The sequence below is a fragment of the Pseudarthrobacter sp. WHRI 8279 genome, from assembly GCF_040224115.2.
Taxonomy (GTDB): domain Bacteria; phylum Actinomycetota; class Actinomycetes; order Actinomycetales; family Micrococcaceae; genus Arthrobacter.
The window spans coordinates 927,100-944,869 of sequence record NZ_CP168162.1 but is presented as its reverse complement, the minus strand read 5'-3'; the positions used below and the strand labels follow the sequence as shown (position 1 = coordinate 944,869).

9 protein-coding genes are annotated in these 17,770 nt (G+C 69.9%); 3 read left to right on the top strand and 6 right to left on the bottom strand.

The features are described from left to right. Positions 1 to 85: 85 nt before the first annotated feature. Positions 86 to 1,240 (top strand): nucleotide disphospho-sugar-binding domain-containing protein, encoded by a 1,155-nt coding sequence (locus ABRP28_RS04200; protein ID WP_350002307.1) that lies wholly within the window; start codon positions 86 to 88, stop codon positions 1,238 to 1,240. 139 nt (positions 1,241 to 1,379) lie between these two features. Here ABRP28_RS04200 and ABRP28_RS04195 read toward each other — a convergent pair whose 3' ends face one another. The 4 genes from ABRP28_RS04195 to ABRP28_RS04180 form a co-directional block, all read right to left on the bottom strand. After that, positions 1,380 to 5,030: a hypothetical protein gene (locus ABRP28_RS04195; RefSeq protein ID WP_350002306.1), complete on the bottom strand. Its 3,651-nt coding sequence runs from the start codon at positions 5,028 to 5,030 to the stop codon at positions 1,380 to 1,382. Further along, positions 5,030 to 11,734, bottom strand: a complete 6,705-nt coding sequence (locus ABRP28_RS04190; RefSeq protein WP_350002305.1) for a DUF6603 domain-containing protein — start codon at positions 11,732 to 11,734, stop codon at positions 5,030 to 5,032. Before ABRP28_RS04190 ends, ABRP28_RS04195 begins: the two co-directional genes overlap by 1 nt. A 333-nt stretch (positions 11,735 to 12,067) precedes the next feature. After that, on the bottom strand, positions 12,068 to 12,607 hold the full coding sequence (locus tag ABRP28_RS04185) for a hypothetical protein (RefSeq protein ID WP_350002304.1): 540 nt from the start codon (positions 12,605 to 12,607) through the stop codon (positions 12,068 to 12,070). A gap of 237 nt (positions 12,608 to 12,844) precedes the next feature. Further along, positions 12,845 to 13,258, bottom strand: a complete 414-nt coding sequence (locus ABRP28_RS04180) for an MFS transporter (protein WP_350002398.1) — start codon at positions 13,256 to 13,258, stop codon at positions 12,845 to 12,847. 69 nt (positions 13,259 to 13,327) lie between these two features. On the opposite strand from ABRP28_RS04180, the gene ABRP28_RS04175 reads away from it, so the two are divergent. Both ABRP28_RS04175 and ABRP28_RS04170 read left to right on the top strand, forming a co-directional pair. Then, positions 13,328 to 13,909 (top strand): helix-turn-helix domain-containing protein, encoded by a 582-nt coding sequence (locus ABRP28_RS04175; protein ID WP_350002303.1) that lies wholly within the window; start codon positions 13,328 to 13,330, stop codon positions 13,907 to 13,909. A gap of 600 nt (positions 13,910 to 14,509) precedes the next feature. Continuing rightward, positions 14,510 to 14,956, top strand: coding sequence for a hypothetical protein (locus tag ABRP28_RS04170; RefSeq protein ID WP_350002302.1), 447 nt, complete (start codon positions 14,510 to 14,512; stop codon positions 14,954 to 14,956). Positions 14,957 to 15,065: 109 nt separating this feature from the next. Here ABRP28_RS04170 and ABRP28_RS04165 read toward each other — a convergent pair whose 3' ends face one another. Together ABRP28_RS04165 and ABRP28_RS04160 are read right to left on the bottom strand one after the other, a co-directional pair. Continuing rightward, positions 15,066 to 16,256: an FAD-dependent monooxygenase gene (locus tag ABRP28_RS04165; RefSeq protein ID WP_350002301.1), complete on the bottom strand. Its 1,191-nt coding sequence runs from the start codon at positions 16,254 to 16,256 to the stop codon at positions 15,066 to 15,068. Between the two features lie 277 nt (positions 16,257 to 16,533). Continuing rightward, positions 16,534 to 17,733: a cytochrome P450 gene (locus ABRP28_RS04160; protein ID WP_350002300.1), complete on the bottom strand. Its 1,200-nt coding sequence runs from the start codon at positions 17,731 to 17,733 to the stop codon at positions 16,534 to 16,536. Positions 17,734 to 17,770 lie beyond the last annotated feature (37 nt).

Genomic DNA, 17,770 nt, shown 5'->3' with positions numbered 1-17,770 from the left:
AGCGGGCGGCCAGGCTCGGTAGCATGCCCTCCGCCGCGAGCACGCCAAGGGGCGACCGCGTGCATGCGGTGTCGCCACGCACGTCATGATCGGACAGCAACGGCAGCACCCGCCGCTCGACGTAATGTTCCTCAGCGGTGACATTGGGGGGAACCTCCCGCCGACTTTCGCGATCGCCGGAGAACTCGCGCGGCGCGGGCATCACGTGACCATTGCCGGCGTGCGCGTGCGCGCTCAGGGGTCGGCCCCCGCAGGCGTGACGATGGTGCAGTTGCCCGCCTTGGCACGAATGGACGTCACCAAGCCTACGGGGACGTTCGGACATTGGCCTGCGCTGATGCGGATGGCACTGGGGCGAGGGACCGCCCGGGATGTCCGGTCTTTGCTTGCCAGACAACGCGCCGACGCGATCGTTGTTGACGGCGTCATGCTGACTTCGCTGCGCGAAGCCCTCAGAACGGGCACCCCGTCCGCCGTGCTGTTTCATTCCCTTGGGAAATTCTGGGAGCAGGGCATGGGCAACCCTGCCGTGAACGCGGCGCTCCGGCCGTTTGGCCTCAGCCCCATGGCTCTCCTTGAGCGCTGCGCCGCGCGGCTCCTGCCCACTGACCGCGACATAGATCCGGCCGGGCAAGGAAGGTGCCGGATCGCGTTCGACTGGATCGGCACAACGGAGCACGCAACTCCCCCAGCCCTCCGCCCTGCCGGAATCCCGCCGCTCGTCCTGGTCAGCCTCAGTACCGTCTGGCAGAAGAACCAAGAGGACGTGTACCGGAGGATCATTACCGCGTTGGGGCAGCTGACAAAGGGCACATCAGCGGTGCGGGCCATAGTGACCACCGGCGGAGTGCCGATAAAAACGGAGCAGCCGCTGCCAGCCAATGTGGAGCTTTTAGGGCGAATCCCCCACGAGCACATCATGCCTCACGTCGACCTTGTCATCGGCCACGGCGGACACTCCACGACCCTCAAAGCCCTCGCCCACGGGATCCCCCTCCTGGTGCTGCCGCTGGACCCCTCGTCCGACCAGCCACTCATAGGCAACGTCATCGAACGCAACAGGCTCGGCCGTACCCTCTCCGCAAGCGCGCCCTCAGAAATCATCGGCCAAACCATCAACGACATCCTCACCGACCACGCGGTCACCGCAGCGGCCGCACGCACGGGCGAACGCCTCCGCGCCCAGAACGGGGCGCGGAACGGAGCCGATTGCATCGAAAGGATCGGGTACGGACCGTGAGGCAGGCACGCCTCCCGGCGCCCAGCAGAACGTGGCGGGAGCCAAAGAACCGCTCTTACCGGGCGGCCACCCGGCACACCACTCATGGCTTTTCTAACGGTGCCGCTACCTCTGCATCATCCGACGGCTTCCCCGCCTGTCAGGCCGGATGCCAGCCGTCTTGCACCTCTCCTTCGATGGGGTGGGTGATGCCTGCGGTCAGGCCGGTGATCCGCGCGGCGGGTATCCATAGTCCGATCTCTGTCCCCTGCGAGCCCCTCGACCGCACGGCCGTGATCTCTGCGCCCCGCGGTGGCACCGGGGAGCGCCGTGTCGGAATGTCCGGGAGCTCCCAGGAGGCGCGCAAGGAACGGCGCCTGAGGGGGCCCGGCGGAATGGTGCCGGGCAGTGGAGCGACGACCGTGAGGACATGGGGCGGTTCGGTCGCGGGATCGGCGCTGGTCAGCAGGCTCGCCACGTAGCCGCGGCCGGCGATCCGGAAGACGTCGATGATTTTGAGGGTCAGTTCGGGCCGCGGCTCGACCCAGCCGGGGATGAGCAGGGTCTGCTCCGCAACCCGCCCGAGCGGGTCTGCCACGCGGACGGTCGCCTGAACCGGCACGGACGGGTCGTCGCGGCGGCCCCAGACCAGCAGCGGCGTGCGTCCGGCCTCGCGCGGCAGCCGCTGCACGACGGGGCCGGCGGTGGTGTCGGGGGCGGTGGACTCATTCGCCACGCGCGCCGTCGCCTCGAGCGGCTGGACCGGACCGGTGACCGCGCCCAGCGCCACTTGGACCGTGTGCGACCCCGCGGGTACCACCCGGTCCGCGGCGGTGGTCGCCGTCCGGATCAGAAGCCCCGTATGGTCTGCCCCGAGCACCTCCGCGATGAGTGCGTCGAGTTGCGGCGCCGCCGGCGGCAGGACGACGGCGGTGACCACGTCCGAGGCAGGTGACACCAGGCCGCGCTCGGCGGAGACGGGCACCGTGCGCTCCGGCACGGCGACGGCCCGCAGGTGCCAGGGTTCCCACGAGGGCGGCAGGGCGCCGGACCAGTCCGCGGTCCAGACCCGCTGGCGGGTGATCGGGTCCAGCCGGGGATCCGCCGTCACCGGGTCGAACGCGGCGCCGGCAGGCACCTGTGCCAGCGGCGGCCCCATGGTCAGGTGGTCGCGGGCCGCGAGCTCGGAACGTGTCGCGAACACCTCGAAGGCCGTGACGGGGATCGGTGAGGCCGCCTCGATGGCCACGGTGAGGCTGCCGTCGGGCTGGACGGCAGGCCGGACGAGGGGCATGGCAGGGCGCCGCAGCCGGGGTGCGGCGGCCGCCTGCAGGTGGGCATGCGGGGGCAGGCCGCCGCCCGGGCCCGGCCAGGGCGACTCGACCCCGGTGGTGGTGACGGCCGTGACGAGGAACAGGTGGATGTCCTCGCTCCCCCGGCCCAGGGTGAGATCGGCGGCGGGGGGAACCGCGGGCACCTCGGCGGCCCGCCGGAAGCCGAGGGGGCGCTGGGCGGCGGGCGCGGCGTCGTACAGGTCCCACAGCTGCTGGAGCCGGACCCCGGGCAGGAGCGTCCGGTCCGGAGGGCTGCCGGGCGCGAGCCGCTGGCGCAGTGTGGTCTCCGAGGCCTCCCAGACGACGACCCGGTCCACGTGCGGGCCGGCCAGGCCCGACCAGCCCACCTTCACGTGGGATACGCCCTGCGCGTCCGGAGTGCTGCCCAGCGGCACCCCCGGCGGCAGCGGCGGCGGCGTCGGCACGGCTGGGACCGGGCTGCCCGCGACCGCCGTGGCAGGTTGTGAGGGCCCGGGAACCCAGATGCTGGGGGCGGCTATGCCGGGCGCGGTCTGCCGGGCCCAGACCCGGACTCCCCAGCGCGAGACTGCCCCGAAGTCCAGGCCGGGCCCGGGCACCGTGAACCGGTAGGAGCGCGCCTCGCCGCCCTGCTCCGGGGCGCCCCAGCTCGGCGCGACCGAGCCGTCCTCGCGCAGCGGCACCACGGTCCCCGCAGTCGCCGTGGCCGTGTCGCCTGTGAACGTGAGGGTGCTGTCCAGCCCGAGGTTGGGCGCCGGCGGGGGCAGTGGCGGCGGCGCCCCGAACGGCGGCGGCGTCGCGCCGGTGGGCATTGGGTAGAACACCGCGCGCAGCTCAATCGCCGCGGGCGTGCGCTGCGTCCACTCTGTGGCCAGGTCCGCGGTCAGCACGGAGGGGCAGACCGGGGATCCCGCGTACGTGGCCACGAGCCCCAGGTGTGCGAGCCGCGGCGGCGCCACACCGGGCGAGGAGGTGGTCAGCTCCACGTCCTCCCAGCGCGACCAGATGCCGAAGATGTCGCACTGCGCGACCCCGTACCCCCGGTCGATCGACCCGTCGACGGGCAGCTCCTGGTCGCCCTGAACGACCTTCGGCCGGTCCCCGCCGGCCACGGTGGTGTCGTGGGCGTCGGGGCGGGGGATGGCCCGCGGCTGCGACCCGCCGAGCAGCCGCTCCGGCATCAGGTCCTCGGCAGATCCCGCGCCATGGCGCCAGCCGGCGAAGGCATGCGCCACCGGCCCGGTCATCGTCGCCAGGCGCGGGCCCGGCCGCCAGCTGACCTCGATCGCCTCGTGGAACGGCCCGTCGGGGAGCCCGGGCGGCAGCAGCGCCGCCCGGGCCGCCCGCAGGTCCACAACCGGCGGCACCACCGCATGCCGCTGCACCGGCGGGATGTACGCGGCCACCTCGACGCCGTCGCCGAGGACCGAGCGCCGGTAGTGCCCGGTGACCAGGTACTCGAGCTCGCCCCGCTGGTCGGGCATAAGCTCGGCCAGGTCGGCGGCCCGGTAGGCGGTGCCGAAGCCCGTCGCAAGGTTCGCCGCCGGGTCGGTACCCGCGGCCAGCAGCAGGAGGGCGAGCGGCTTGAGCCGGGCTGTCGCAGGCTGGTCTGCGGCGGTGCCGTCGGCGCGGGAGGGAGGGTCGACGGCGCGCCGGTCCTCGAGCGCCTGCTGGTCCGTCTCGCCGGTCCCGGACACGTAGAGCGGGCGCAGCTCGGGCAGGAGGAACTTCCGGGTCTCCTCGACCAGCCCGTCCGGGTCCGAGGGCTGCCACGGCGGGGCGGTCCGGCCGGTCTCAGTCACGGGGTACCAGCCGAGCGGCACACCGGCCCGGCCGATGCGCTGGGCGGCGGCCTTGGGCGGGGCGGTCGGGGCGACGACGAGGCCCTGCTCGTCGGGAACGTACTCGCCGAGCTCGTGGCCGTCGACCGGCAGGCCGACGCGCTCGAGCGGCTGCCAGTCATCGGCGTCGACCACCTCCTGCACGGTCTGGATCCGCACCGCTAGCGCGTGTGCGTTGACCAGAACGGCGTGGGTGGCCGCGCCCGCGCTGGCGGTCAGCGTCACGGTGGGGCTGCCGGCAGGTGCCACGGCGGCGGTGCCGACAGCACCGGCGGGGTCCAGCCCGGTCCGCAGCAGGAACAGCGCGACCGGCCGGGCCGGGTCCTGCACCTGGTACCGGACCTGCACGTGCGCGGCCTCCTCACCGCCCCACCAGACCAGCTCCCCCTCGTCGACGGGGACGCCGACCAGCCCGGCGTCCCGCAGCCGGCGGTCCCGCAACGGCCGGCCCCACACCGTGAAGGCGTCGCGCGGAACACCAAGGTCCTCGGAACAGCCCCAGGCCAGCCGGGTGTCCGGGCCGCGCTCCTTGAGCCGTTCGAGCAGCGCGTCGTCGATCCCCTCGCCATGCCCGGCCCTGAGCATGCGACGGGCGATGTCCAGCCAGTCGAGCCGTGCGCCCACGGCCCGGAACTTCCTCACGTCGTGAGCGCGCATCAGAACTCCACCTCCCAGGGTGCCCCTGTCAGGGTCACGTCGACGATCGTGACGGCCCGGGCCGGGTCGGCCGCGAGCGGGTCGGGCGCCTGCACCAGTTCGAGGGTCAGGCGCCGGCCGCGCTGCCCCGCAACCAGCAGCATCATCGCCCGGGTTCCGCCCGGCCCGCGTACCACCCGCCCGACGCTTGCGGCGGCCGCCGGGTCCGGGGGCGTCGCGGCGGACCGTACGTCCAGCCAGGTCGCAGGCCGGGCGGCCCACCACGCGTGCGAGGGATCGACGCCGTCGGGCGGCGCGCTCAGCTGGACCGGCATGACGCGCTCCCGCACGAGCTGCTCGGAGCACTCGATGACGACGGCGAGCGGCTGCGGTACGGCGTCGGCCGACCACCAGACCTGCACCGCCGGCGCCGACGGGGTCTGCGGGACGGGCAACCCCGCCAGCTGCACGGCGTCGTCCCACTCCCGCCCGGTCGGCCTGTCCGGCAGGCCGGCGAGCGGGGCGGCGTCGCGGACCATGCGGTGGTCGATCGGCGCCGGCGCGATCCACGAGGCCAGATGGTCGACGCCGTCGAAGCGGGAGGTCGTGAAGTTCGCCCGGTGCACCCGCTTCCGCGGCCCGGCGCCGCCGGTCGGCACCGCGTGGATGTCGAGGAGGTAGTCGGTCAGCGGCTCGAGCTCATATGCCAGGACGATCTCCTCCACCTCCCGGGTGACGTGCTCGGCCTCGATGCACTCGAGGGCGTCCACGAGCTCGCCGACGGCCCGGTCCCACGGCGTGAGCACGACAGCGTTGGCCTTTGGCTGCAGCACCGACCCGGCAGCGAGCACCGCTTCGATCGGCAGCACGAGCGCCTGGCCGGGGGCTCCCCCGCCGGGCGGGGCGGGGTGGTGGCCAGAGGCTGCGAGCACGGTCACCTCGAGCCGGTGGTCATAGGCATCGAACAGCCGGAGCACGTTCTGGGTGGCGAGAGTGACCCGCAGCGGCTCCCGGCAGAACACGCCGGCATCGCCCATCCCCGGGTTGGTGTCGAGCAGCCACGGCCCCAGGTCGGTGGGGACCTCGGACGCCGAGGCGGTCGCGAACCGGAAGGTTTGCGTGTGCTCGTCGGCGAAGGACGGTGTCCGCGTCGGCACTGAGTCCCCGGCCTCGACGTCGTATGTCCAGCTCACGGTGACGTCGTAGGTCTGTCCGGGCTCGAGCAGGGCGTGGTCGGAGGGGTCCTGGGCCAGGCCGGTCTCGAGCGCATCCCGGTCGCGGGAGACGATCGTCTCGTCGTACTCGTGCCGGCGCACCTCGGCCCGGGTCAGGCCAGCAGCCGCGACCACCCAGTAGCGCTGGGCGCGGATCCGCTGGCCGTGGTCCTCGCCCCAGCCGACGACGACGGCGGCCGCACCCTCCGGCAGCTCCTCCCAGCGGATCAGGGCGAGCATCGGCCGGTCCCGGTCGGTCCCGGCGACCTTCGCCGCCATGCGCCCGGCCAGTTCGACCGGCTCGGCCCAGGGCCCGTCGGGGGCGACCCAGCGTTTAGGCAAGGGGTTGTCGGGGCCTACCATTGCGGGCCAGTCCACCTCGCGGCGGTCGAGGGTCTCCCCCGTCCCCGAACGGACTTCGATGAGCAGGGACCGGTGCTTCTCGCGCGGCACGAGCAGTAGCAGGTCGAACGCGGCGAGGTCCTCCCCGAGCGAGAGCGCGACCGCGTCTGCGAGCGGGTCGGGTTTCCACCCGGCCTCCTGCCGGGCCCGCTCGACCAGCTCCCGGTCGGCCCTGCTGCCGAAAGTCGCCTCGCCGTCGGTGTGCACGGGCGAGGCGAGGATGCGTCCCTCGCAGCCCTTGAGCCGGCCGGCCTCGGGGTCGGGGCTGCGCTCGAGCCACTGACCGGCGAGGTCGTTGACGGTGGTGCCGGCGGCGAGCAGCTCGGCCAGCTCGGCGTAGGTGGCGGCCCCTGCCCCAGCCCAGGTGGTCGGGTCAAGGGGGCCGTTCTCCTCCGACCAGCGGCTGAACGGGTCCTCGGGCGGGGTGCGGTCGATGGGGCAGGCGACGGCGTCGCCGACCACCTCGGCCGGGGCACCGCTCGCGAGTAGGTCCGCCGCCACGTCGCCCGTGCGCCACGGCTCGGTGACCCGGAGCATGCGGCCTGCCCGGGCGGTCCGCAGCAGCCCGTCAGGGTCCGGCCACAGCACCGGGTCGAGCCGCCAGCCGGTGGCGCTGGACCCGAGCGCCTCGCCCAGGAAGGTCCACAGCTGCGGCTGCGGCGGCGAAGCCGGGCGGCAGACGGTCCCCCAGCGGTGCTCGACCTGCTCGCGCAGCATCTCTCCGTACGTGACGGTGCTGGTGAACGGCGTCGGCAGCCAGTGCAGCAGCGCCAGAGCCGGCGACTCGGCGGTGGACGAGCCGGGCGCCGATGTGCTCCACCAGACCGACGGCGTCGTGCCCGCGGTGAGGGTGCCGCTGAGGGTGACGCCCGTGACCTTGTAGGCCCACCAGCGCTCGCCGATCCGGCGCCAGGCGCCTGCGCCCGCCGCGCCTGTTGAGCCGAGCGGTGCCTCGCCCAGCACGCTCAGCCCCTCGGCGTCGGGCGCGACCTGGAACCTCAGCACGGGGACGGCGTCGAGGGGCACGCTCGGCACCTCGCCGTGGACGACGGCGCCGTCCACGGCGGCGGCGTGGCCCACGGTCGAGTCGGCGGGCCGGCCCGCGGTGCCCTCGAGCAGCGCCGGCGTCCGTCCGGCGAGGGACAGTCCGGCGACGAGATCGCGCACGGGCGGGTCCGGGTCCGGCTCGTGCCCGATGGTGATCCCCACGCACCCCTTGACGCTGAAGAAGAAGAAGTCCACCCTGCCGCAGACCTCGCCGTGCAGGTATGGGTCGTCACGGGGCACGCCGTCCTGGATCCGGGTGCCCACCATGAGCGTGAGCTCGGCGCTCACGCCGATCGAGACGATGAACAGCCGCAGCTCGCCCCGGACGTAGACCTTGCCGGCCAGGAAGAACGGGTCGAAGCCGAGCACGGCGTCGAACCCCGCCGCCGCCTCGACGTACAGCCGGGCGGCCTTAGAGCCCATCAGCACGGCCTGGATGTGGAAGCCGGTGGCCACGGACAGGCCGGTCGTGGCCGGCAGGGGCGGGATGGCGATGCCGTCACCATGCACCATGAGGTAGCCGGTGCCGGTGAACACGTCGAGCACCTTCACGGTCACCCGATCGTCGTAAGAGCCGAGGTCGACGAGCCACTTCTCCGGGTTCCGCGCGTCGAAGAACGCGGTAACCGGGACGTGGATGCGCAGGATCCGCTCGACGGCGTAGTCCGCAACGACGCCGACTGTGATTGTGCCGGCGCCGAAGTCGATGTCCAGCACGGCCAGGAAGGTGGCCTCCTGGGTGGAGCCCATGGCGGGCGGGAGGCTCAGGACGTCCGCCTTCATCACGAGCAGCAGCCGCGGCCCGGGCACCTCGATGAGGATGATGCCCTTGAGGTGCAGGATGAACCCGCCCTCGGTGGTCCCGAGCAGCAGTCCGGCCGCGACGGCGAAGGAGCCGGCTCTGTGAGTCCAGCCGTCCGGGTGCATCACGCTCTTCCGTGGCGGGGCGAGCTGCGCTATGAGCCAGTCCAGCGCCGGTACCCTCGCCGCCGGATTCTCAAGGCGGGCGTAGTTGACGCCGACCCCGCCGAGCAGCCCGTACAGGGCCAGGCCGGAGTTGCCCAGCGGCAGGGGCGCGGGGAACTCGACCTCGACGCCGATCAGGACGCCGGTGACGCCGGCCTTCGTCTCAATCGCGAGGGTCGCGGCGGCGCGGATGCTCAGCGGCACGATGGTGAGGTCGAACGCCGCTTTGAACCCGGCGCCGGTGAGCTCGATCGAGCCCGCGCCGTGGACCGTGCCGGGGATGTCGAGCGTGGCGCCGAGCTTGGTCAGCTGCGGGAGTTCGACGGCGTCAAGCCTCGCCCGGACGCGGATGGTGTCGACGGTCACGGGGCCCAGCGGCACGTCGATGCCGGCCTCGACCTCGAGGTAGGTCGGGTTGTCACGGCTGACGCGGACGCCGAATACGCGCAGGATCTCGTCCAGCGGTGGCTTCGCGACCAGGGAGCCGGGCTGGATGTCGAGCTCGTAGCCCCGGGACGGATCGAACACCGGGACCGGCACATACTCCACTTCCGCGCCGGCGCCCCACTCCGACCGGACGCCGACCGCCTTGTAGCGGGTCCGGATCGGCCGGTCCTCGGGCACGCGGATCACGCCCAGGTCGAACCAGAACTGCACCTCCACGTCCAGCAGGACGCTGACTTGCGTGCCGCGGTCGGTGGCTGTCGAGCCGTCCGGCGCGATGATGCCGTCGCTGACCATGACCTCGGCGCCCCGCAGGGTCAGGATGCGGGTCCGCACCAGATCGCTGGCGCCGAGCGCGACCGAGCCGAGCTGGACGAGGGTCCCGGCCGCCGGGGAGAGGTCGGCGGCGCCGGCGGCGAGGGGCCCCATCACCGTTAGCGCTCCAAGCACATTGAGGCTGCTGGCGTCGATGCCGGCGTCGGTGTGGCGGCCCTCCCACAGCCCGTCGAGATCTGCCTCGAGGGCGCGGAACTCCCCGAAGACCTGCCAGGACTCGCGGTCGGTGGCCAGCCGGAGCCGGACCCGGAACGCGCACAGGCCGTCGCCAGGGTTGGGGCCGCGCCCGCCCAGCGGGGGCTGCCCGCCTTCGTCGAGCGAGGCCTCGATGGCCGTCTGGACGTCGAACTCACCCCAGACCTCGAGCCGGACGAACGTGGTCCGGATCAGCTCGACCTCGACGCCGAGCCGGCGGAAGCAGTCGGGCCGGCCGGTGCCCGGGGGCTGCGGGTCGCGCTGCTCGGGCGGCTGGCTGGCCGGAGGGCGGGACAGTTCGGCACGGACGGCCTCCGGAGCGGGGGCCGCGGCGGCCCGGGCCCGGGCTAGCCACCACTCCCCCGACGTCTCGGCCGGCGCCGCCTCGGGCGGGTCCAGCGGCGTGCGGTCCCGCGCGTCGGCGTGGCCGTGCGGGGTGCCGGCGGTCGCGGCGTAGCCCAGGTCGCGCAGGATTTCGACCGCCGCGTCGAGGCGGCGCCGGCTGAGCTCCAGGTTGTCGGTCCGCTTCGTGGGGGTGTCGTTGCCTTCGTAGGAGGCGTAGCCGTCCACAACGAGCGGGGTGGTGCCGATGTCTGCCTGCCGTGACCGCGCCAGGTCGGTGAAGGCTTGCCCAGCGGGGGCGGCGGTCCGCCCGGACGCGGGAGCCGAGCCGGTGTTGGCCGGGTTGCGCCACCAGGAGTCGGTGGTCTCGCTCGGGAAGGGGTGGTTGAACCGGAAGTAGCAGTCCAGCGTGGCCGGGCGGGCATCCGCGGGCTGGGTCGGGGTGCCGGAGACCGCCGCGGTGCTGCCGGCCATCACCGGGACGGTGGCCCGGGTCCCGGTCGAGGTGCCGCCGGGCCAGGCCCAGTCCGCGGGCACCTCGGGGTCGAGCCGCACGGTGACGTCGGCGGCGCTCTGGGAGACGATGACCATCCGCCCGCGCTCGGGCGTCAGCATCCGCAGGGCGGCCGGGTTCGCGAGCGCCGGGGCGGCGCCTTCCCCAGCGGCAGGCCGCAGCGCCCGGAAGGAGACCGGGCCGTGGGAGTGCCCGCCCGCGTCGGTGACCGTGACCCGCAGCTCGACAGTGCCGGCCGCGGGCACCGTCACAGGCAGCCGGTCCCCCGCGACGGTCGGCCCGCTGATGACCTCGATCCTGACGGTGTGCGGGGCCAGCCCGCCCGAGGCATCGACGAGGAACACGCTCTGGTCCGGCGCCTCGACTGCCCCGCCGGCGACCGCCGCGATGTGCCGGCCGGCCGGGCTGATGAACCGGGCCAGCACCGTCGGAGAGCCGCCGCGGTTGACCACCTCGGCACTGAAGGCGCCCGTGACGCCGTCGTGCACCCCGATCCCGATCCACAGGTCCCGGACGCCCGCCGAGACGGCCAGGCCCTCGAGCCCGTCCGGGGCGACGAACAGCCGGACCTCCGGCAGGTGCAGCCCCTGCCACTCGCCGGGGATTGCTCGCGCCCCGGGCGGCAGCCCGGGCGCGTCGGCGAGGGAGGACAGGTCGAGCTCGGCGGTGCGGAACGCGAAGCCGACCGTGTTGCCCGGGCCGATGAGCGCGTGGCCCGGGGTCATGCGGATGAAGGAGTAGATGTCGTCGACGGGGCTGCCCGAGGTCGACGCCGAGCGCAGCCGGGTGCCGACCGCGGCCCCGGCCAGCTGCATGGTCCGGATGACGATGCGAGGCAGGATGAACCGGACCTGCGGATTGGCCGGGTCGAAGACCAGCTGGCCGCGGATGTCCAGCATCGCACCCCTCAGGTAGGGCACGAGCAGCCGGATCCCGGGCACGTCCAGGTCAAGGTGCCAGCCGCCGTCCTCCGTGCCGCCCGGGCCGGTCAGATGGCGGCCGTACGCGATGGTGACCTGGGTGCCGGTGAGCTCGATGGGCGTGGATGACCCGGCCCCGCCCCAGCGCCCGGTCGCGGGGTCGACGGTGACCCCGGCGAGCTGCGGCACGTCCACCGCAACGGATCTCACGCTCCAGGTGCCATCCACATCGGTGACCTCGCGCGGTGTCAGCCCGGCGGTGTCAATCGCCCTAAGGGCATTCTCCAGCGGATCCAGCGCTCCAGTGTTGCGGACGTCGGACGGGAGATCGTCCCAAAGGCTCATGACAGCGCCGTAGGAAGTGAACGGCCATCGGGTCCAATGGCAGGAAGTTGCTCCTGTATCTCTTTCCACAGTCTGAGATTGGCCATATCAGCTCCCCGGCCACCCGTGAACGCAACGTAAAGGTAGTGGGACCCTATTGGCGTGAGCGTTACTGCAGCGTTACCGCCAAACGCAGGTCGTTGACCATAAATCGAAGGAGACAACGGCCCGCCAAAGGGGACAGCTGCCACTGAACTTTGACAGCAAACTCCCTACGCTTCTGCACCCCCACACCCTGCGATCAAGCATTGGAAACAGTCTCACGAACCGTTCGCGTATCGGATGCATCGAATCTCATGTGGCCCGCTGTCCTATCGCTGTAGGGGACGGTGTGACGGGCTGGCCTTTCATCGCCGGCAGTACTGTGAGGATTCCGAGGATTCCGGCCACCGTGAAAGCCAGTACCGGTGAGACGTGGTCGAACAGGACTCCAAGTGTTGCAGAGCCAAGCGCCTGGCCGATGGCAAGGGCGATGAACAGCACGGCAGTGCCTTCGGCGGCCTGGTCGGGAACAGTGCGGACTGCCCAGATGATAAGAACCCCGCACAAGGCGGTGTAGCTGGCGCCGAAAAGTGCCACGGAGGAATACGAGGTAAGGGCATCACCCGGTGCCACGCCCAGGAGGATCGTCGCCCCTGCCATGGCCAGCGAGGTCAGGTTCCAGGCAGTCCGTAGGCTCCAGGCCTGCACGATCCTTCCGGCGGTCGCGCCGAATACCCCAAAGGCGCCCAGGATCATCCACGCAAGGATGGAGTATGTTTCTTCACCCGTGCGGGAAGCGGCGATGACGGTGCGGCCGAAAGTCCAGATCGCGGCACTGGACGCCCCGGCCATGACTGCCGCGGCGATGGGCCAGGCCAGTGGGGCCAGGCCAGTGGGGCCAGCTCGCGGGGCCGCACCTGAGGTTGCCGGCCGGGAGCGCGGTCCCGGGCTGCAGTCCGGTCAGCACGGAGGGTGGCAACGGTGGCGATGGCGACCAGGGCCGCGATTGCCATCCAGCCGAGCCGCCATTGGCCAATGGTGAGGAGCATGAAGATGCCCGCGACGACGATGCCTGCCCCGGTGCCGGCATTAACTATCGTCTGCGCGCTTTCCTGTCGTGCCGGGGACGATATTGCTTTCGATGAGCGTCACCAGGCCCGGGGTTGCGAACCCTGCGCCGGCACCGGCCAGGACGACACTCATCGCAAGGACCTCGACATTAGGCGCAAACGCCACTCCCATCGATCCCAGGGCAGCCGTTACCCCCGCGCACACGATGACGAGTCGAGGACGGGAAGCGAGGCGCAAAGCGAGAACCGCCGCGAAGCAGAATGAGAGGAAACTGCCGGCCTGGATGAACCCCGCAGTGGCCGAACCCATCTGAAAGGCTTCCGTGAACCGGGGCAGGAAAAGCCCGTAACCGAAGCGCGCCAGGCCATAGGTCGCCGCTATCAGTGCCATTCCACTGACCACCATCGCCCGCACGGGATCCTCCTCACGCATCACAACCAGAACGCTCGTTACGCTACAGGAGAACTAGCGTTCTGCAATAGGGGCAGTTACAGTGGGGTGGTGACTACCGGCCAGCGACTTCCTGCCCGCGCACGCTTGCTCAAGGCAGCCGACCAGGTTCTGTTCGACCAGGGCATCCGGGCCACGCCCGTCGATGCGCTGCTCCACCAGGCGGAGGTCTCCGCCTCCACCCTGTACACGCATTTCGGCAGCAAAGACGCGCTGGTCGCTGAAGCCTTGAGGGTCAGGCTCGCGGACTGGCAGGCAGCGTGGGACCAGCACATTGTGGCCGCCAGCGACGATATGGGGCGGTTAGTGGCAGTGTTTGACGCCCTTAGCTCCTACCGGCGCGACCAGAACCACCCCTCACGCTGGTGCGCCTTTCTGGCCGCAGCCACCGAGCTTCCTGCAGCTGCGGACGAGATCAGCGCCGTCCTCGCCACGGATACCGAGCTGCTCGCTACCCGCCTCCTGCACTTCTCACGCCCCCTCGCCGGAGCCCGCGCCCAGGACCTGGCCGACGAGGTACTCCTGGCCTACAGCGGAACCCTTACCGCCTTCCTGCGCGGCTACCCCCACTCACCGATCGACGTCGGCCGCCGATTGGCCCGCTCAGCAGCTCAAGCGCATAGCCGCAACTGACGCCTTGTCAGTAGAAGGGCAATCTCAAGCTCCCGTTCCGATCGTGAACACTCCAGGCTTGCGCGCTGGTGGAGGACTTAGCGCCCCGGGCACTTGCGTTCTGCAGACTCCTCGTACTCGGGGACGGGGCGGGCATCAGCCTCCTGCGGTGTTGCCGCTACCCCGTTTCGGTCAATGTCCTAGATCAACCACTCCATCTCGAAAATCTCCCGGCGCTGTGCGTTACGGGCGCGTCAAGAATGTCTGAACCCCATCACAGGTGCATAACACGGGGTTGTCGGTACAGATCAGCCACGTAGCCTGAATAGTGAAGGGCGTTGCGGAACCGGTAACGGAACCACAATGCGGGCGGACGCAGAACCTGCACCCCGGACCCGTGAGATGTCCGGGACACAACCCACAGCAAAAGGGCCCCAGCCTCATTAGTGTGCTCTTCTGCGCCCGCAAGGGAGGAACAACACCATGTCCGAAGAAAAAATGGCAGAAGTCAGCAAGCTCAGCGGCACCTTGGGAAAGTCGGTGATGGTGCGATTTTCTGAAGTTCCGATTGAGTAAGCCCTGTCCAGCAGTCGGATCGGTGGCAACCCGGAAGGACACCACATGAATAAGGCAAAACCCTTTCTCGCGGCAATGCTGGCGCCAACCATTGTGGCCCTACTACTAACGGCGTGCACACCCCCACCTGACGAGGACCAGTATGCGATAGCGGTGGGGTCAAATAAGGACTTCGCTGGCCTTGAACTGCGCAGCATATTCATTGTCACTGCCGCCGAGAACGAACCGGGCCGCATCTTGGGCACGATCTTCAATAAGACTGACGAGAGCATCGATCTTGTCATAGGGGACCGCGACGACGAGCTGCCCATGAGCATTCCAGCCGGGGAAAAGCTTGAATTTCAGGATTCACCGACCGTCTTAACCAGCACCGAAGCAAGCCCAGGCGCGCGGACCGCCCTGACAGTCAGTACTCAAGGCGACACAACAAGTTTTGACGTGGCCGTACTCGACGGGACGTTAGAGCAATACGCCCCATACGTTCCCAATTAAGCAACTCAGTCACCTGACACCGGGTCTTCTCTTCGGTTTCCCCTCAACTTAGCAGGTCCCCGGAAGCCCAGTAGTTCCTGCCGGTTAGGCGGCCGGCTCCCCTTGATTCCTACTTTGCAATTTTGCCCACGATACGGCGTGCCACCATACGGTCGATTCCCGGCACATGAGTTGCACTGATGATCCAACGCCGCAGGAAGCGCTGGACGTGGTTCCTGGGCAGAAATGACGACGCGATGCGCCGCCCTGCCGTCTGGGCATCCTCGACGACGGGTCGCCAGAATCGCTCAAATTCAGCGATGGCGGGACCTACTCCCTTAGGGGACGCCACGGGACCGAGAATGTCCCCCAAAAGCGCGGCCCCAGCGATGGCCAGCGAGCCGCCCTGCCCGGCGAGGAGCGACACTGCCCCGCAAGCGTCCCCTACGAGAACGGTTCGCCCCTTCTGCCAGCCCGGCATAATGATCTGCGCGACAGCATCATCGTACGGATGCTCCGGGCACAGTTCCAGCACCCGATCCACCGCATCGCCGAGCCCGGCGAACTCCCGTCGCAACCGCTCCCGCGGACTCCTCGATCGCTCATCCCCCGTTTCCCCTGCGGCATCTCGGTAAACCATCAGAGCCGCCACTTGGTTCGAACGCAGGCTGTAGAAACCTGCCATCCGGTCGATGGTGTCAGTGAGGACAAACCTGTCCCGAAAGCGGGCATTCAATAGCGGTTCGGTCACGATAAACGCCGCAGCACGCATGCCCAGAAAGCGAAAGTACTGCGCTTTCGGACCAAAGACTTGGGCCCGCACACCGGAATGGATGCCATCAGCGCCAATGAGGACATCTGCGGTGAGAGTCACGCCTGGAGACCCCTCAACAGAGACCCGCACACCGGCCTCGTCATCCCACACTTGGGATACCGGCGCTCCGTAACGGACGCGTACCCGGCCCGGGGCGACGTCGTCCGTCAGTGCCGCCAAGGCGGCCCGCTCCATGTCGGGGCGCGGCAAGCTCAAAACCTTCCCGCCCGCCACCCTGGCAAACGTGTGGTAAGCGAGACTGGACCTGAGACGTCCCGCAACATCGATGTACTCGATCGCCTCCACGTGATAAGCAACCGCTGCCAGCCGGGAGTAAAGACCAATCCTCTCGGCCGCGCCGACTCCTGGGCCGAAGAAGTCCATCATGTAGCCATCAGGTCGCGGAGCCGGCGACTGTTCGCAGAGATCGACCTCCCATCCGGCCAAACCAAGTTGGCGGGCCGCGACGAGACCCGCAATACCCGCCCCCACAACCACAGCTCTCATGCCGCACCCAATTCGATCAGATCCAACGGCCTCCAGGAGCCCGGACAGGGATGCTCTCACCGCACATGCTGCTCATTCTTGGCCCACCCTCGAGGTTTGTCCACAGGACACTGTTTGAGCGGAAGACCGGGATGACCGATCGCCTGCTCTGACGATTGCGAGGCCGCACTCCCGTGGTTCCTGGCAAACGTTCCAAAGTTCAAGGTTCCGCCCACCCCGACTACTCTTTGAGCGTTTCAGGGACTTCAAGACTAGACCGCGAACACTCCTGGGAGGTCTATCCTGCCGTGATCCGCACCGGAAGGGACTCGAACCCGCGCAGCACGTTGTGCAGGATCGGCACCGGCGTGCCGTCCGGTTCGATGGTGGCTACCCGCAGAAGCAGTTGCTGGAGCACAATCTCCATTTCCAGCCGGGCGATGGGCTGGCCCACGCACTGGTGCAGGCCCATGCCGAAGGCCACGTGGCCGGAGGCATTGCGGTCAAGGTCGAACTCGTCGGCGTTCTCACCCCATTTGCGGGGATCCCTGTTGGCAGCGCCCAGGAACACCAGCACCTTGGCACCTGCCGGCAGGTGCACACCGCCCAGGACGGTGTCCACGGCAACGGTCCGGTGGAACTTCTGGAAGGGTGATTCCAGCCGCAGCGCCTCATCCACGGCGAATTTCGCCATCTTGGGGTTCTCCCGCAGCCGCGCCCAGGCTTCCGGGTACCGGGCCAACACGGACAGGGTGTTTCCGATACCGAATATTGTGGTGTCCACGCCCGCGGACAGCAGTGCGCGGACCAGCAGCGTTGCCTGCTGCTCGGTGATGAGGCCATCCTCCACGCGCTTCCAGATCTGGGCACCGAAACCGGTGTCATCCAGGTTTTCGCGCTGGCAGTTACGCATCACGGCGGCAGCATGTTCGTCACCCTGTGCGAAAGCCTGCTTGAAGATGTAGTTTTCCGGGCCAAAGGCGTTGAACACCATGTTGCCGTATGGCAGCAGGTGTTCACGGCCGACGTCGGGAATTCCCACCGCGTCCGGGAAGACCCGCAGGGGGTACTTCTCGGCAAGATCCGTGATGGCGTCGAACTGTTCCCGGCCCGCCAGTTGTGCCGTCAATTCCTCAGCGGGCGGCGTGAAAGGTTCCCGCAGGGCGCGCACGGTGCCGGGATTGATGACGCCGGTCAGCGCGCGGCGCATCACGGTATGGATGGGCGGATCGGATTCGAGAATGCTGGGCGGCCGCCACCCCGCGTCCTTCCGGATGTCTCGGGGGCCGAGGCCACCGGAGGAGATGTACGTCTCGAAGTCGGTCAGGACCTCGTACACCTCCTGGTACCCGGCTACCGCGTAGCTGCCCGTGGCCTCCAGGTAGGAAACTGCCCCCGCGTCCCGGAGCCTGCCGAGGAAGGGATACGGGTCGAGGAGATTGGCGGTTTCAAAAGGGTCCTCCCCCAAGACGTTGGCTTCATGGGTTGTAACGGTCATTGGAACTCTCCTGGTGGCGATACGTGGCGGGCCCGTG

Excerpts from the sequence above, each read along its gene's own strand:
- ABRP28_RS04200 (WP_350002307.1), top strand. The coding sequence starts at position 86 with ATGATCGGACAGCAACGGCAGCACCCGCCGCTCGACGTAATGTTCCTC.
- ABRP28_RS04195 (WP_350002306.1), bottom strand. The coding sequence starts at position 5,030 with ATGCGCGCTCACGACGTGAGGAAGTTCCGGGCCGTGGGCGCACGGCTC.
- ABRP28_RS04190 (WP_350002305.1), bottom strand. The coding sequence starts at position 11,734 with ATGAGCCTTTGGGACGATCTCCCGTCCGACGTCCGCAACACTGGAGCG.
- ABRP28_RS04185 (WP_350002304.1), bottom strand. The coding sequence starts at position 12,607 with ATGGCCGGGGCGTCCAGTGCCGCGATCTGGACTTTCGGCCGCACCGTC.
- ABRP28_RS04180 (WP_350002398.1), bottom strand. The coding sequence starts at position 13,258 with ATGCGTGAGGAGGATCCCGTGCGGGCGATGGTGGTCAGTGGAATGGCA.
- ABRP28_RS04170 (WP_350002302.1), top strand. The coding sequence starts at position 14,510 with ATGAATAAGGCAAAACCCTTTCTCGCGGCAATGCTGGCGCCAACCATT.
- ABRP28_RS04165 (WP_350002301.1), bottom strand. The coding sequence starts at position 16,256 with ATGAGAGCTGTGGTTGTGGGGGCGGGTATTGCGGGTCTCGTCGCGGCC.
- ABRP28_RS04160 (WP_350002300.1), bottom strand. The coding sequence starts at position 17,733 with ATGACCGTTACAACCCATGAAGCCAACGTCTTGGGGGAGGACCCTTTT.